Origin of the sequence: Flavobacterium sp. UBA7682 (assembly GCF_002482945.1) — a bacterium.
In the GTDB taxonomy this organism is placed as follows: Bacteria; Bacteroidota; Bacteroidia; order Flavobacteriales; family Flavobacteriaceae; genus Flavobacterium.
This window is the reverse complement of the sequence record NZ_DLGY01000025.1, coordinates 20,760-35,655: the sequence shown is the minus strand read 5'-3', so window position 1 is coordinate 35,655 and position 14,896 is coordinate 20,760. Positions and strand designations below refer to the sequence as shown.

The 14,896-nt window shown below is 36.9% G+C and carries 17 protein-coding genes; 14 read left to right on the top strand and 3 right to left on the bottom strand.

From position 1 onward, the window contains the following. The first annotated feature begins 1 nt into the window (after position 1). From B3C16_RS06230 to B3C16_RS06195, 8 genes are all read left to right on the top strand, one after another. Positions 2 to 661: a hypothetical protein gene (locus B3C16_RS06230; RefSeq protein ID WP_291129931.1), complete on the top strand. Its 660-nt coding sequence runs from the start codon at positions 2 to 4 to the stop codon at positions 659 to 661. Continuing rightward, positions 651 to 1,631: a carbon-nitrogen hydrolase family protein gene (locus tag B3C16_RS06225; RefSeq protein ID WP_291129929.1), complete on the top strand. Its 981-nt coding sequence runs from the start codon at positions 651 to 653 to the stop codon at positions 1,629 to 1,631. Before B3C16_RS06230 ends, B3C16_RS06225 begins: the two co-directional genes overlap by 11 nt. Before the next feature lie 31 nt (positions 1,632 to 1,662). Beyond that, the gene (locus B3C16_RS06220; protein ID WP_291129927.1) at positions 1,663 to 2,778 is read left to right on the top strand and encodes a cupin domain-containing protein; all 1,116 of its coding nucleotides are present in this window, start codon (positions 1,663 to 1,665) and stop codon (positions 2,776 to 2,778) included. Between the two features lie 37 nt (positions 2,779 to 2,815). Continuing rightward, positions 2,816 to 3,724, top strand: coding sequence for a fumarylacetoacetate hydrolase family protein (locus B3C16_RS06215; RefSeq protein ID WP_291129924.1), 909 nt, complete (start codon positions 2,816 to 2,818; stop codon positions 3,722 to 3,724). Positions 3,725 to 3,729: 5 nt separating this feature from the next. Further along, positions 3,730 to 4,224, top strand: a complete 495-nt coding sequence (locus tag B3C16_RS06210) for a hypothetical protein (RefSeq protein ID WP_291129922.1) — start codon at positions 3,730 to 3,732, stop codon at positions 4,222 to 4,224. Then, a complete protein-coding gene (locus B3C16_RS06205) occupies positions 4,224 to 4,976 on the top strand; it encodes a maleate cis-trans isomerase family protein (protein ID WP_291129920.1) in 753 nt (250 codons plus the stop codon). The genes B3C16_RS06210 and B3C16_RS06205 overlap by 1 nt, the downstream gene beginning before the upstream one ends. Before the next feature lie 227 nt (positions 4,977 to 5,203). Further along, positions 5,204 to 5,434 (top strand): 4a-hydroxytetrahydrobiopterin dehydratase, encoded by a 231-nt coding sequence (locus B3C16_RS06200; protein WP_291129918.1) that lies wholly within the window; start codon positions 5,204 to 5,206, stop codon positions 5,432 to 5,434. A gap of 64 nt (positions 5,435 to 5,498) precedes the next feature. After that, positions 5,499 to 5,909, top strand: coding sequence for an OsmC family protein (locus tag B3C16_RS06195; RefSeq protein WP_291129916.1), 411 nt, complete (start codon positions 5,499 to 5,501; stop codon positions 5,907 to 5,909). A gap of 297 nt (positions 5,910 to 6,206) precedes the next feature. On the opposite strand, the gene B3C16_RS06190 is transcribed toward B3C16_RS06195, so the two are convergent. Together B3C16_RS06190 and B3C16_RS06185 are read right to left on the bottom strand one after the other, a co-directional pair. Beyond that, positions 6,207 to 7,622: an MBOAT family O-acyltransferase gene (locus B3C16_RS06190; protein ID WP_291129914.1), complete on the bottom strand. Its 1,416-nt coding sequence runs from the start codon at positions 7,620 to 7,622 to the stop codon at positions 6,207 to 6,209. A 2-nt stretch (positions 7,623 to 7,624) separates the two neighbouring features. Then, on the bottom strand, positions 7,625 to 8,659 hold the full coding sequence (locus B3C16_RS06185) for a hypothetical protein (protein WP_291129911.1): 1,035 nt from the start codon (positions 8,657 to 8,659) through the stop codon (positions 7,625 to 7,627). A 273-nt stretch (positions 8,660 to 8,932) separates the two neighbouring features. Here B3C16_RS06185 and B3C16_RS06180 point away from each other — a divergent pair, with 273 nt between their 5' ends. The 5 genes from B3C16_RS06180 to B3C16_RS06160 all read left to right on the top strand — a co-directional run bounded on the left by B3C16_RS06180 (position 8,933) and on the right by B3C16_RS06160 (position 12,953). Continuing rightward, positions 8,933 to 9,973 carry a hypothetical protein gene (locus B3C16_RS06180; protein WP_291129910.1) on the top strand — a complete coding sequence of 347 codons (1,041 nt, stop codon included), beginning with the start codon at positions 8,933 to 8,935 and terminating at the stop codon, positions 9,971 to 9,973. Positions 9,974 to 10,116: 143 nt separating this feature from the next. Then, complete coding sequence (locus B3C16_RS06175; RefSeq protein WP_291129908.1) at positions 10,117 to 11,583, top strand: tetratricopeptide repeat protein; 1,467 nt, start codon at positions 10,117 to 10,119, stop codon at positions 11,581 to 11,583. Between the two features lie 143 nt (positions 11,584 to 11,726). Then, on the top strand, positions 11,727 to 12,062 hold the full coding sequence (locus B3C16_RS06170) for an ArsR/SmtB family transcription factor (RefSeq protein ID WP_291129906.1): 336 nt from the start codon (positions 11,727 to 11,729) through the stop codon (positions 12,060 to 12,062). Beyond that, the gene (locus B3C16_RS06165) at positions 12,046 to 12,498 is read left to right on the top strand and encodes an SRPBCC domain-containing protein (protein ID WP_291129902.1); all 453 of its coding nucleotides are present in this window, start codon (positions 12,046 to 12,048) and stop codon (positions 12,496 to 12,498) included. The genes B3C16_RS06170 and B3C16_RS06165 overlap by 17 nt, the downstream gene beginning before the upstream one ends. 11 nt (positions 12,499 to 12,509) lie before the next feature. Continuing rightward, positions 12,510 to 12,953: an SRPBCC family protein gene (locus B3C16_RS06160; protein WP_291129897.1), complete on the top strand. Its 444-nt coding sequence runs from the start codon at positions 12,510 to 12,512 to the stop codon at positions 12,951 to 12,953. Positions 12,954 to 13,018: 65 nt separating this feature from the next. Here the strand turns inward: B3C16_RS06160 and B3C16_RS06155 are convergent, their stop codons facing one another. Beyond that, complete coding sequence (locus B3C16_RS06155) at positions 13,019 to 14,248, bottom strand: aminotransferase class I/II-fold pyridoxal phosphate-dependent enzyme (protein ID WP_291129895.1); 1,230 nt, start codon at positions 14,246 to 14,248, stop codon at positions 13,019 to 13,021. 189 nt (positions 14,249 to 14,437) lie between these two features. Here B3C16_RS06155 and B3C16_RS06150 point away from each other — a divergent pair, with 189 nt between their 5' ends. Further along, on the top strand, positions 14,438 to 14,890 hold the full coding sequence (locus tag B3C16_RS06150; protein WP_121314038.1) for an Lrp/AsnC family transcriptional regulator: 453 nt from the start codon (positions 14,438 to 14,440) through the stop codon (positions 14,888 to 14,890). Positions 14,891 to 14,896: the final 6 nt, after the last annotated feature.

Below are 14,896 nucleotides of genomic sequence, written 5' to 3'. Positions count from 1 at the left end.
AATGAGAGACTTCAAAACATTTATGAGCCTGACAGATTCTAGAATTGCTGAGGAATTTTCAGTGATTTTGGAAGCCCATAAAATTCCATTTAAAACTCAGGACACGGCTAAAGATTTTGATGCTAGTTTCGCTAACAATGAGGCCAAACAATCTATCCTTATCATGCTTGACCCTAATGATTTTGAAAAAGCATCTTCCGTTTTAGAACAAAACATAGCACTTAATATTAATGAAATTGACTCGCAACATCCCTTATTTTCTTTTTCAACAGAAGAATTAAAAGACGTTGTGAAAAATTATGACGAATGGCATCCTATTGATGTGAAACTAGCAAAGTACTTATTAAAACAACAAAACATAGTTGTTGAGCCAAAGGAAATCCAAACACAACAACACGTCAAAGAACTAAAATCATTTCACCCTGAAAAATCAAGTACCACAACATTATTACTCGGATATATATTTTGCATGATAGGCGGTTTTGCCGGTATTGGAATTGCCTTATTTCTTATGACTGCAACCCGAAAGCTTCCGGACGGGACTAAAAAATACATCTACTCAGATTCCGACAGAAAACAAGGCCTTTATATGTTGTTGGTTGGCGGAATTGTTTTTATATTCACCTTACTTTATTTAGAATTTGATTTCAATGAACTTTAAAAAACTCAAAGCCGCCACCGTACAAACTTCTCCCGTTTTTCTCAATGTAGAAAAAACGATAGAAAAGGTCATTTCCTTCGTAAAAGAAGCCAGTCAAAATAACGCCCAACTGATTGCTTTTCCGGAAGTATTCGTAGCCGGTTATCCTTATTGGAACTGGATTATGACACCCGTTCAAGGCAGCAAATGGTACGAGCAATTGTATAAAAACTCGGTTACGGTTACTGATGAAAGTATGAAACCTTTGTTCCAAGCAGCCAAAGACCACAACATGCACATCGTCATCGGAATCAACGAGCGAGGCGACAGTTATGGCGAAATTTACAATACCAATTTGATTATTGACAACAAAGGAAATCTCATCGGAAAACACCGTAAGCTGGTGCCAACTTGGGCCGAAAAACTCACATGGACAAGCGGTGACGGTTCTTCGTTGAAAGTCTATGATACCGAAGTTGGACCAATCGGAACCTTGGCTTGTGGCGAAAACACGAATACCTTGGCGCGTTTTACGTTGCTGTCGCAAGGCGAATTGATTCACATTGCCAATTATATTTCACTACCGGTTGCGCCACCGGATTACGACATGGCAGAAGCGATTAAGATTCGTGCCGCAGCACATTCCTTTGAAGGCAAATTGTTTACGATAGTTTCTTGCTCCACTATTTCTCAAGAAATCAAAGACGCTTTACGCGATGATGTTCCAAATGTGGATGAATTATTGACTCGAAAAAACTCTGCATTCTCCGGATTTATTGGTCCGAATGGCGCTGTGATTGGCGAACCTTTGATTGATGACGAAGGGATTATTTACGCCGATATCGATTTAGAAAAATGCATCCAACCCAAACAAATGCACGATATTCTCGGGCATTACAACCGATTTGATATTTTTGATTTAAGAGTGAATATTGCTCCAACGAGAAAGATTACCTTTGTAGACAATCACGAGGAGTTTAATAAAAAATAGTATTAAGATAGAAGAATTAAGTATTAAGACTATGGAAACAAACAACTATTCAGACGACGTCATCGGTCGTGCGCGAGTACAAGACACACCTGAACTCGAAGCTTATTACAAAGAACTCGAAGCGCTTGGCGCCGGAGCCTTATGGACCGTTGCCAACGATATTGAACCTTGGGAACCGAGAAGTTCTTCGGTGCCAATGCTTTGGAAATATGAAGATTTGCGCAGTTTGGTTTTAAAATCCTCCGAACTCGTAACTCCCGAACAAGCCGGAAGACGTGTGGTTTATCTAGTAAACGACAAACGAAAAGACGTTTCTGCTGCTGTAGGTTGGTTATACACTGGTATCCAAGTCACGCGCCCGGGCGAAAGCACTTCGGCTCACCGACACAAAGCTTCTGCCCTACGTTTTATCATGGAAGGCGATAAAGGTTATACAGTCGTAGATGGCAATAAAATCATGTTGGAAGTCAATGACTTCGTGATTACACCAAACTCCACTTGGCACGAACACGGCGTGGAAGAAGGCGGGCAAACCTGCATTTGGCAAGATGGTTTAGACATTCCACTCGTAAATGCTTTGGAAGCTAATGATTATGCGGTTTATGACGGCAAACAACCTTTGATTGCACCGGTAAATCATTTACCGATGTCGTTTGACGGTAATGGTATCGTTCCGGCTGATTTGGTTTGGGATAAACCTTATTCTCCTTTATTCAAATATTCTTGGAAAAAAGTATATCCGGCGTTGTTGGAAGCCGCGAAAGTCAATGAAGGTAATCCGTTTGACGGAATCATCATGCGTTATTCTAATCCGTTAACTGGTGGTCATGTCATGCAAACCATGGGTGCTTCGATTCAATTGTTGCGTGCCGGTGAACATACCAAAGCGCATAAACATACCGGTTCTTTTGTGTACCAATGTGCCAAAGGAAAAGGCTATTCCATCATCAACGGCAAACGTTTTGATTGGGCAACACGCGATATTTTCTGCGTCCCTTCTTGGGCGTGGCACGAACACGTGAACTTATCTGAAACCGAAGATGCCTGCTTATTCTCTTTCAACGATTTACCGGTAATCGAAAAACTCGGTTTATACCAAGAAAGAGCATATGATGAAAATAACGGATACCAAATAACAACAAACTAAACCTTAGCGCCTCAGCGCCTTAGTACCTTTAAAACAAATGAAACTACTCACCTACGAAACACAAGACACCGAACCAAGATTAGGATTTCTCCACAACAACCAAGTCATCGACATGGAAGACTTTGGCGAAATTTCCAACTTCCCATTACCAAGCGATATGCTTGATTTGATTGACATGGGAATCGAATTAGTAGAAGAATTAAACGATATGGTAGCCGATACACCGGAAAACTTCTTCGAAGAAATCGCTTATTCGCTTGACGAAGTGACTATCCTTGCTCCTATTCAAAAACCGAGAAAAAATATTATCGGGATTGGTTTGAATTATACCGAACACGTTTCGGAAAGTGCTCGTACTTTAGACACCACCGGAAAGTTACCACAAAAACCAATTATCTTTTCCAAACCGCCAACAACGGTTACAGGAACAAATACTGAAGTAATCAAGAACACCAAATTAACCCAACAATTGGATTGGGAAGTGGAATTGGCTGTAGTAATTGGAAAACACGGCAAATATGTTCCCAAAGCTGATGCGATGGATTATGTTTTTGGTTACACCGTAATCAACGATATTTCGGCACGTGATTGTCGTAGAGAAGGTCAATGGATCGTTTCCAAAGGACAAGATACTTTTGCGCCAATGGGACCCATTTTAGTCACCAAAGATGAAATCGAAAACCCACACAACTTGAACTTATCCTTGAAAGTAAACGGCGTGGAAAAACAAAACTCCAATACTAAATTCTTACTCTTCAACATTAACGATTTGATTGAAGATTTGAGTATCGTATTCACTTTAGAACCCGGAGATATCATTGCCACCGGCACTCCGGCGGGCGTTGGTGCCGGTCGTGATCCGCAAGAATGGTTGCATGATGGCGATGTTATTGAAGCTACTGTGGAAGGCATAGGAACAATTGTAAATACCGTGAAAGAGATTTAAACTGAATGAAAGTCAAGTATACTTATGATAAAAAGAAAAGTTTAGAACCTATTCATAAATCAAAATGGTTTTATTTAGAAATCTTAATTTTTACATTGTTAGCCCTTTATTTTGTTAAGGAATTTGAATTTTTAATTGGGGTTTTTCTTTTTCTGTCTATTCCGTTTTTATTACAAATTACTCTTCATGTAAATTATTATTTTAATGATAAAGACGTAATATTAGAAATTGATTATTCCGAAAAAAAGATTATCCACTACAAGAACAATATCAAAGCTGAAATTAACTTTGATGAAATCGAATCAATAGTAAGGTGTCAAGGCAGTAGGTACCAAGAAACATTTGGGAAGCATGTGATACCTTCAAATTTTTATAATCACACGGTTATTGTTGGAAAAAACAAAAAGAAAATAAGGTTTTCCGATTTTATTTTAAAAGACTTTGGCTTATTTCCAATCGAAAAGAAAGTAATAATATTTCCTTTTTTAAATTTAATATAATGAACAAAACAATTAGAATAGGACAAATAGTGCCATCATCCAACGTAACGATGGAAACCGAAATACCGGCTATTTTCAGAGCCAGAGAAACCATCCTACCGGAACGTTTTACATTCCACAGCAGTCGCATGCGCATGAAAAAAGTCACCAAAGAAGAACTCGAAGCCATGGACGCCATGAGTTTAAAATGTGCTCAGGAATTATCCGATGCGCACGTAGACGTGATGGGTTACGCCTGTTTGGTGGCAATTATGAGTATGGGACGCGGTTACCATTGCGTTTCCGAAGTCAATTTACACCAAGAAACAATAGCCAATGATTTCCCAACACCTATTGTGACTTCTGCCGGTGCTTTGATTAACGGATTGAAAGTTTTGGGTGCCAAACAAATTTCGATTATTACGCCTTATATGCGTCCGCTAACGGATATGGTGGTAGATTATATCGAACACCAAGGCATTAAAGTCAAGCAAAGTATCGCACTTGAAATTCCGGATAACTTGGAAGTAGCCGCACAAAATCCTATGACCTTATTGGAAATTTACAAGCAATTGGATTTGACTGATGTCGATGTTTTAGTCGCTTCGGCTTGTGTACAAATGCCTTCTTTGGAAGCGATTGATTTAATTCAGGCTGAATGTGGCATTCCGGTCACTTCTGCTGCGGTTTGCACGACTTACGAAATGATGAAAAAACTCGGTATCGAAGCCAAATCGGCTATTGGTGGGGAATTGTTAAACGGAAAGCACTAGAATTATAAAAAATTTATTGAAAATTATATAACTCTTTCTTTTTAGACTTACTTATCTTTATGTTATTGAAATAGTAACCTAAAAGTAAAGCGTATGAATGGGATTTTCAAAACATTAATTGCCGGTTACAGTGCCAAAAAATTAGGAGGTGGTTGCATAGGAACCATAATAATTTTTATAATTATCTACTTTTTGTTAGGTTATTTATAAATCGTAATACTAAAATCATGGAGTGGATTACTAAAGACGGAAAACTAGTCAATACTTTTGAATTCAAATCTCAAACAGCATTGGCCGAATTTATATTAAAAATAGCCAAACAAGCGGATAAAATAGACCATCATCCCGATTATAAAATTTTCAAAGCTTTTACCGTTGAAATCACGTTATTCACTTACAGCAAAAAAAACATCACCGAATTAGACCATCAACTGGCGGATTATATTTCGGCGCTCTAGAATTTTGATATGACTTTTTTAGTAAATTAGGGGTTTCCAAATAACAATATAAACATTTTTAGGTATGAAAAGAAAAGCAACTGCCGTTTGGAGCGGCTCAGGCAAAGACGGTAAAGGACATTTAACTACGCAAAGCACCGTTTTAAATCAGACACAATATTCCTTTGGTTCCCGATTTGAAGAAGGAATCGGCACCAATCCTGAGGAATTAGTTGGCGCAGCACATGCGGGTTGTTTCTCCATGAAATTAGCCTTCAACTTGCAAGAAGCAGGTTTTACACCAACCGAATTAAAAACCAATTGTGAGATTGTTTTTGAAGACGGAGCCATTGTAGCATCAAACCTCACCTTAACTGCAACGGTTGACGGCATTTCAAAAGATAAATTCGACGAATTGGTAAAAGATGCTGAAACAAATTGTCCAATTTCTAAGTTATTAAACACTAAAATCAGTGTCACATCCACGTTAAATTAATGGATCAAAAACCACATACAATTTACACTACAAATGCAAAGTTAAATCAGTGTTAAAGTACTTATTTTAACATTGTTGTATTCCAAAAAAAAGTAAATTTGAATATGATTTTGATTAATTACTTGAAGGTCTCAAAAGTGAGATTTCAATAGTTGGATGCATCAAGTGGTGCAAGTTAATAATGATAAATCAAAATCATAAAATTGAGGAGGTCTGAAAAGACCTCCTTTTTTATTTCACTAAACACAAAAGAAAAAGCCGCTAAAAAAGCGGCTCTTCCATCCAAAAAAAACGCAATTAAAACTGGAAATAGATAAACTGCTCTCCATTTCCCTGAGCTATAGCAATCAGGAAAAACATAACAGCCCAAACCAATCCCAGTAATAAAGGAGATTTCTTTTTAGCCACCGACTCTAAAGAAGTGTTTCTCATCACCCAGTGGCATATAAAAGTCAACCCAATGACTATAAATACTTTAATAATCGAGAAACTATCCAATATTTTCGCACCATCGCCATTCATAAACAACATCGATTCAATCATGTTTTGGGCCGTTTCAAACTTTCTGGCCCTAAAGAACACCCAAGTAAAATTGACACAAGTATAAGTTGCTAACGCCAATAAAATTCCGTTCCATGCCGTAATTTTAATAGAAATAACCGTTTTCAACAAACGCTCCACCACCAAGAAAATCCCATGCAAAGCACCCCAAATCACAAAAGTCCAAGCGGCACCGTGCCATAAACCACCTAATAACATAGTAATCATCAAAGCCACATACATTCTCAGTACCCCTTTTTGGTTCCCACCTAGTGGAATATACAGATAATCTCTCAACCAAGTCGAAAGCGAAATATGCCACCTGCGCCATAAATCAGAAAAACCAATCGCCGCATAAGGATACCTAAAATTATCTGTTAAGTAAAAGCCAAGCATCAAAGCCAATCCAATGGCACAAGTTGAGTATCCGGCAAAGTCAAAGAATATCTGTCCCGAAAAGGCTAACGTTCCTGTCCATGCATCCCAAGTATTCAATACTTTATCAGAATTAAAAACGGCATCTGACGTTTTTGACAACAAAGTATCTGCCAAAACCACCTTTTGGAACAAACCCAAAGTCAGCAAAAACAATCCCCAAATAAACTGGTTAGCTGTTGCTCTTTTCTCTTGATAAAACTGCGTAATCAAATCTCCCGCCCTAACAATTGGACCGGCCACCAACTGAGGAAAAAACGTTACATACAACGCAAAATCCAAGAACGTTCTCGCTCTTTCGGTTTTACGCCAATACATATCAATGGTGTAAGACATCGTTTGAAAAGTATAAAACGAAATCCCCATCGGCAAAATAATATCCATCGGCAAAGCCTTGTATTCTATTCCAACGGCATTCATCAATAACGTAAAATTTTCGAGTAAAAAATTACCATATTTAAAAAAGAACAAAAAGCCCAAGTTGACAACCATACTCAGCAACAACCACAACAATCTTTTTCGCTTATTTTCTTCAGTCGCCAACTGTTTTCCGGTGATCCAATCAATCACAGTAGAAATCCATAACAAAATCACCAATGGCGGATTCCATAATCCGTAAAAAACATAACTGGCAAAAAGCAACATTCGTTTTTTAAAGGTCCAATTAAAGATTTTGGAATAATACAAAGCCAACACTATGACCAAAAACACGACAAAACTTAAGGAATTGAATAACATGATTAGTTGGTTTTAGGATTAGACAAAGTACCATCCGCTTTCATGATTTTTACCAATTCGGCAGTAAACTTTCGAGCATCTGGTGCCGATAAATGTGACCATTCCGGACAGTCAAATTGCAACTGTTTATAATCCTCAAAATAATAGCTTTTGACTTGGGCTTGCCTTACCAAATCATCCCAAAACTTGGCTCTCGGCAAAGCCATATCTTCACCCATTTTTAGACCGCCACTCGAGGGACATCTCACTAAAATGACTTTTCCGCCTTTGGCCTTGAACTTCTTTAAATCTTCCAAAAAGAAAGCCATCGTTGATTTTTTATCCGGTGGTGGCGCATTTTTACCAAAGAATCCCCAAACCTTTTTGATGGAATTGGCAAAAGCCGTATCGTTTGCGGTTCGTGCCGTCATTTCGGTATTCCTGTCTACACGAGTGTCATTAAAATTATTGAATGGCGGAAAATCAGGTTCGCCGGTTCGGTTCCCTATGCTAATTTTACCCAATAAAGCCTTCAAATCGATATCATCAGACCATTCCTCTTCACTACCCGACATCATAACCAATGAACTTTGCAATGGTAAAGAAAGATAATGATTCAACTGTTGCGCATAAGTGCGTTCGTGAAAATGATTGACTTTGGTTTGCGCTCGCTTCCAAGGGGAAGCTTCAGGAAAAGTGGTTGAAAAGAAGAGTCCGGGTGTGACACCTACCAAAATAGTTCCTTTAAAATCGGTATTATTAACCAAATCATGAAAAATCGGTAACGGCGAAGAACCCGGTGAAGCCAATTGAATCGGTTTGGCACCGGTTTGCTTTTCCCATTCGTCTATCTGAATATCAAAAAGCACCCTCGAAGAACCCACTAAAATGAAATCATCCTCAGTTAGATGTTCTACTTTTGCACTTTGTACAGCCCATAAATCTTTATTGTCATCAATATTGGGGTAAAAGCCTTTTGAACGCCAATAGAACTCCCAAGCTCCGAGGCTAACTGCACTAATAAGTACAGCCACAAACAATGATTTTTTTAAATTCATCTAATTTATTATTGAGTTAGACAAAACAATATTGAACCCTGTTTCCTAATCAGAGTCTATTCAAAATAAATTTGGGGGGAAATAAAAGCGGATCACATTACCGCTATTAAGCTCAAAAATAAACAATTAAACTTTCAACGAATACGGACTTACTTTTTTTTATTAACGAATTTCTTGTTAATAAGTCTGGTAAATGAGCTAAAAGACACTACACTCATAATGACCATTACAATATCTTTGGTATATTTGATAAACGCCAACAAAAAAATTTCAATGACAAATAAAGACAGACTTCAAAAACAACTCGAACTCACTAACGAACAAACTTCTCCTTTATTTCGCATTATGTTTACACAAAACATCAATGTAGCCAACAAAAGGCATTTTGAAAATAACATTTGTGCGTTTCACATTGGTAAAGGTTATATTCTTTCGGTGGCGCACAACTTAAAACCAGAGGCGAAAATTTTTAAATCAATTGAAGAAAGTATTTTCAACAACGACATTCTGCCCTATCTAAATGAAGCTCAAAAACAATTATTTTTGAATTGCTATCCATTAGATTCTACAACCCAAAAACGATATTGGAACAGCAACAACCCAAGTGATTTTCAATTCACGATTGATGCCTTAAAGCAAATCAATTTTGATACACGTTGGGTTACTTTTCTGGAGAAAAAGATTTGCCAAGCACATTTGATAATTCAGTTTAAAAACGATCAATTTTATAATAATGCTGAACTTTCAAAACATTTTACCGCTTCAACTTATTTTGCCGAACCTGCTATTAACAGACATACCTTTTTAGTAGAAGTTGAATTGGTAGAAGCTTTTTACAGTGACGATATTGCTTTGTACAAAATCATTAATACGCCACAGGAAGTCATTGATGCAATGCCAAGTGCCACAATCGATTATTCCATTTTGAGTGATGAACAAGAACATTATTATTGTTTGCAAAGCTCACCTACAAGTGAAGTCGGGAAATTACTCAATAAAGCCCAAATTGACGGTTTTACGGAGCATTTTGCCATTTTTCAAGAACGTGTTGGCGGCAATTATATTTTGGAAGGATTACGCTATTTGATTAAAGGCTATTTCCGATTTGGTTCTTCGGGTGCGCCTTATTTAGTTTATAATGCCCAAAACAATGAATTTAAAGTAAACGCCATTCAAAGTGAAGCCTGTCCAATTCAATTATCCATCGATAACAAACGCGATGGGAATTTTCAATATGTAAATGCGATTGCCTCTCCGCTGAATAACATTAGAGAAAAACTTGAAGAATACCTAAAATCAAACGAATCAATATAGTTCAATAAACTGTTGCGAGGCATTTTAGGTATACACTATAAACTTCCGATTGGATTTTAATAAAGTAAACTTATTTGAGTGCAATAAAAAAAAATATATTAGTCTTTAAAAACAAAATATCAAGCATCCCAAACACCTAATTTATGAAAGCCAGTTTATATTTCTCTTTACTAATAATCAGTTGGAATTCTTTTTCGCAAGACTTTAAAAGAACGGCTTTCGATTACAAACAATTACCCAATAATTATGTTAAATGTGATGACAAAGTCTTGACTGAACTAGACAATGCTATCAATGCGGTCAACACTTACAACAGTTCAGAAGCGGTACTAATTGCCAAAGGCACTTATGAATCCAATAAAAATTGTACTGAAACTCATGTAATCTACGGCATGTGTTTGTTCAGAAACGGAAAACTGTTGGAAGGATTAACGATTATTGACAGTGCTATCGAAAAGTTTGGCAGCGTTCCGGATCTTATCCATCAAAGAGTGGTTATGGAATTAGAAATGTATGAAAATGGGATAGGACAAAAAAACATCGATGGAAACAGCATGTATACTTCGGGTAAAAATGCTTTGCCTTTTGAAGAAGAACAATTTAAAACTGAAAATCTCAATACAGCCTTATCCGATTTAGAGTATCTGACTTCGATTGTGCCCAATGATTTCAACAACCTCTACATGTTAGGCCGAGTGTTTCAAACAAAAAATGAATTTGAAAAATCGAATGTTGTTTTTGAAAAACTCTCCAAAATTCCCGATTACAGTCTAGAAGCCATATACAATATGGCCAAAAATTATAACGGATTAAAACAATTTGACAAAGCTGAAAAAGAATACTTATCATTGTTGGAAATCACTCCTAAAAATCCTGACATCTTGAGAGCAATTGCACGTTTTTATGAAGAACAAAACAACACAGAGCAACAAGACATCTATGAAAAATTGGCCTATTTCCATACTTGTGTGCCTGAATTTTTAGATTTGGCTTACACACCCGAAAACTTTGAAGCCATCAGTATTTTTGGAGATGGAAAAATAGCCGCCAAAGACAAATTTAAAAAATTAGAAAACCTTCAAAAAGATCAACCACAAGAAATCTTGATTGATATTTGCTTGGTTATTTTAAACATTCATGCCAATCATGGTAGTGGTTTGGAATCAGAAGCAACAAAAATTCTTGAAAAAATAGGGAAACCAGCTTTAGAAAAAACACACCAACTTTTGTTTACTAATGTATCAACTTGTACTGTTTCAAATTTGGGAGAAATTATGGCAACGGTAAAAGACGAAAGTTCTTGGGATGTTTTTGTTGAGTATTTACCTAATATTACCAACATGCCTTCTACCCTAATTCCTCCAAATATACCGGAGCTTATTATAAAATATGATGAAGACAGAGGTTTGAAAGAAGTTTTAAAAATTACAAAAGGTTTGCTTTCTAAAGAAGACAAACAATCGGATTCTCCATTTTCCGGATTAGGTAGTGATTATGTTTTTTACATGCCATTAAAAAAAATGAATGTTCAAAAGGTAATCAAAGTAGCCAAAGATATTGGTTATACTGATTCTGAAATTAGTTTGTTGAAAAAAGAAATTAAGGACTAACTTTCCAAGCATTTACAACTCTATTCTCCACTTTACTCTATTACTTCGTACATAGTTTTAAAAAATAATTCTCATTTTACTTGCGTAACCGAATAGTTACGTACATATTTGTAACCGATTAGTTACCTATTAAATTATTAATAATGAGAAGAGATGTTTTTCAGGCCATTGCCGATCCAACTCGCAGAGCCATTCTTAGCCTTTTGGCTGCACAAACTTTAACGCTCAATGCGGTTGCCGAAAATTTTGACATCAGTCGACCGGCAATATCCAAACACATTAAAATTCTAAATGAATGTGGCCTAATCGAAATTACCGACAAAGGTCGGGAACGCTATTGCGAAGCCAAACTTGAAAAACTCAATGAAGTTTCGGTTTGGATAGAACAATACAAACAGTTCTGGGAAAGCAAACTCGATGCTTTAGAAACCTATTTAGACCAACTTCAAAAAGACAATAACAATGACAACATCAGCTAACACCGCAGAAAGAGAAATTACTGTTTCTCGTCTGTTAAACGCACCAATAGCCTTGGTTTGGGAAGTTTGGACCAATCCTGACCACATAAAAAATTGGTGGAGACCAAATGGTTTTACCAATACCATCACCAAAATGGAAGTTATTCCCAACGGCTTATGGAACTTAGTAATGCACGGACCTGACGGAACCGATTACGACAATGAAAGCATTTTTACCGAAGTCGAATGGCAGAAAAAAATTGTTTACCATCATATCTCTGGTCATGAATTTATAGCCACTATTCTATTCGAAGAAAGAGGCAATCAAACCTATCTTCATTGGCAAATGCTATTTGAGTCTAAAGAAGAATTAATAAGAATTATGAATCTATACAATATTTCAGAAGGCTTACAGCAAAACATAGAAAAAATGGAAGCTTATTTAAAGAATCTATAAACTAAAGACAAATGGAAAAAACAGACAACAGCCTTACGCTCAAAAAAGTTTATAAGGCATCGGCAACAACACTTTGGAAAGTAATTACCGAAAGAGAACATTTAAAACAATGGTACTTTGAATTTACCGAAGATTGGCAACTAAAAATAGGCCAACAATTTGACTGGTACGGAACAGATAATGATTGCAAAGAATGGCAACATCGTGGAGTAATGCTCGAAATTATCCCCCATAAAAAACTGGTTCACAGTTGGGAATATGTAGGTTCGTCCGGAACTTCTGTGGTTACTTGGGAATTACATCCCATAGATGAAAATACTACCGAATTGCATTTCAGCCACGTCTTTACGGTTCCTTTTGATGTTAACGAACCGGCATTCAAAAGAGAAAACTTTGAAATGGGTTGGAACCACATCCTCAATATTTCCTTGGTGGAATACCTTGGGAAAATTTAATTTTAAAATAAAAGTCCGCTGGATATGGCATTCCAACGGACTTTTAAAAATCAAATTATAACAACTTAAATAATATTCAATTCATTCATGCACTGTTTCATCATTTGATACGTGCGCTCAATGTCATTATCCAATCCGATGGAAAAACGAATTAATCCGTCGGTCAAACCCATTTCATGTTGCTCTTCCAAAGGAATTTCACTCGAAGTTGATGTTCCCGGCGCACTAAACAATGTTTTATAAAAGCCTAAACTTACGGCTAAGTAACCCAAGTTACGGTGTTGCATTAATTCCATCAATTCATTGGCTTTGTCTAAAGTTCCAACATCGATTGTCATCATGCCGCCAAAACCATATTCCGGATTAATCATACCGGCATACAATTCGTGACTCGGATGACTGGGCAATCCCGGATAAACTACTTTTAGTCCGGCTGCCTCAAATTGTTGTGCCAAATACATGGCATTATGACTATGTTGTTTCATGCGAATATGAAGTGTACGCATATTTTTCAAAATACTCGACGCTCTTAAACTGTCCATGGTTGGTCCTAAAAGCATACTAGCGCCATCGTTCACATTCTTCAAATCATTGATAAAATTCTGTGAAGCACAAACTACACCACCAACAGTATCACTGCTTCCATTGATAAACTTCGTCAAGCTGTGAATCACCACATCAGCCCCTAATTTTGCCGGCGCAACAGACAATGGTGAAAAAGTATTGTCAACAACTAATTTAATATTATGTTCTTTGGCAATAATCGCCAAAGCTTCAATATCAGCTACTTCCAATAAAGGATTGCTGACCGTTTCGCAATACAGTATTTTAGTATTTGGTGTGATTGCTGCGGCAACCAAATCTAATTTGGTAATGTCAACAAAACGAGTTTTGATGTTCCATTTTGGTAACATGTTTTTCATAAAAGCATAAGTTCCGCCATAGATGGTGCGGCTGGAGACGATTTCATCTCCGGCAGCACACAACTGGAGCAAAACAGGCGTAATCGCACCCATTCCTGAGGCAGCAACGTTGGCACTTTCCGTACCTTCCATCGCGGCCAAAGCTTGCCCTAAATACAAATTCATGGGCGAAGAATGACGCGAGTATAAATAACAGCCTTCGACATTGCCTTCAAAAGTATCAAACATGGTTTTGGCCGAAAGAAAAGTATAAGTAGAACTGTCAGATATTGAAGGATTTACACCTCCGAATTCTCCGAAGTATTGTAAATCCTGAATTTTATCTGCAGGGTGAAAATCAATAGTGGTTGCAGGTTCTAAGTTGTGTGTCATAAGTTGGGTTTGGTTTATTACGATTCAAAATTGATATATTACGGTTAAAAAAACAACACAAATAGATTAATATAGATTTTAAAACTAAATTTGTGTAAGTTTGTAGAAAATATTTTTAACTTTACATCAAGAAACACACTTTATCAGTTTTTAAAACTATTTAAAAACCTACAACTTAGAACCTGCGACATGGATACCATCGACAAAAAACTCCTCGCCCTACTCCAACAAGACACCAAAAAAACCACCAAAGAGTTATCAGTAAAACTCAATCTTTCCGTGACAGCAGTTTACGAACGCATCAAGAAATTGGAACGCGAAGGTATCATCGATAAATATGTCGCTTTACTCAATCGCAATAAAATCCACAAAGGTTTTGTCGTGTTTTGCCATATCAAACTCATCCAACATTCGAAAGAATTCCTAACTACTTTTGAACATCAAGTTATAAAGCTCGATGAAGTTTTAGAGTGTTTTCACGTGAGTGGCGATTATGATTACATTTTAAAAGTTTGTGTCAAAGACATGGAAGAATACCGAGAGTTTATGGTAACCAAATTGACTACACTGCAACACATCGGCAGTACACACAGCACTTTTATGATCGGCGAGGTCAAAAACACCACGGCTTTTACACTATAAAAATTG

What these genes read in the sequence shown, in the direction of transcription:
- B3C16_RS06170 (WP_291129906.1), top strand. Translation starts at nt 11,727, where the DNA reads ATGAGAAGAGATGTTTTTCAGGCCATTGCCGATCCAACTCGCAGAGCC.
- B3C16_RS06205 (WP_291129920.1), top strand. Translation starts at nt 4,224, where the DNA reads ATGAACAAAACAATTAGAATAGGACAAATAGTGCCATCATCCAACGTA.
- B3C16_RS06165 (WP_291129902.1), top strand. Translation starts at nt 12,046, where the DNA reads ATGACAACATCAGCTAACACCGCAGAAAGAGAAATTACTGTTTCTCGT.
- B3C16_RS06175 (WP_291129908.1), top strand. Translation starts at nt 10,117, where the DNA reads ATGAAAGCCAGTTTATATTTCTCTTTACTAATAATCAGTTGGAATTCT.
- B3C16_RS06160 (WP_291129897.1), top strand. Translation starts at nt 12,510, where the DNA reads ATGGAAAAAACAGACAACAGCCTTACGCTCAAAAAAGTTTATAAGGCA.
- B3C16_RS06195 (WP_291129916.1), top strand. Translation starts at nt 5,499, where the DNA reads ATGAAAAGAAAAGCAACTGCCGTTTGGAGCGGCTCAGGCAAAGACGGT.
- B3C16_RS06210 (WP_291129922.1), top strand. Translation starts at nt 3,730, where the DNA reads ATGAAAGTCAAGTATACTTATGATAAAAAGAAAAGTTTAGAACCTATT.
- B3C16_RS06230 (WP_291129931.1), top strand. Translation starts at nt 2, where the DNA reads ATGAGAGACTTCAAAACATTTATGAGCCTGACAGATTCTAGAATTGCT.
- B3C16_RS06215 (WP_291129924.1), top strand. Translation starts at nt 2,816, where the DNA reads ATGAAACTACTCACCTACGAAACACAAGACACCGAACCAAGATTAGGA.
- B3C16_RS06200 (WP_291129918.1), top strand. Translation starts at nt 5,204, where the DNA reads ATGGAGTGGATTACTAAAGACGGAAAACTAGTCAATACTTTTGAATTC.
- B3C16_RS06180 (WP_291129910.1), top strand. Translation starts at nt 8,933, where the DNA reads ATGACAAATAAAGACAGACTTCAAAAACAACTCGAACTCACTAACGAA.
- B3C16_RS06190 (WP_291129914.1), bottom strand. Translation starts at nt 7,622, where the DNA reads ATGTTATTCAATTCCTTAAGTTTTGTCGTGTTTTTGGTCATAGTGTTG.
- B3C16_RS06155 (WP_291129895.1), bottom strand. Translation starts at nt 14,248, where the DNA reads ATGACACACAACTTAGAACCTGCAACCACTATTGATTTTCACCCTGCA.
- B3C16_RS06225 (WP_291129929.1), top strand. Translation starts at nt 651, where the DNA reads ATGAACTTTAAAAAACTCAAAGCCGCCACCGTACAAACTTCTCCCGTT.
- B3C16_RS06220 (WP_291129927.1), top strand. Translation starts at nt 1,663, where the DNA reads ATGGAAACAAACAACTATTCAGACGACGTCATCGGTCGTGCGCGAGTA.
- B3C16_RS06185 (WP_291129911.1), bottom strand. Translation starts at nt 8,659, where the DNA reads ATGAATTTAAAAAAATCATTGTTTGTGGCTGTACTTATTAGTGCAGTT.
- B3C16_RS06150 (WP_121314038.1), top strand. Translation starts at nt 14,438, where the DNA reads ATGGATACCATCGACAAAAAACTCCTCGCCCTACTCCAACAAGACACC.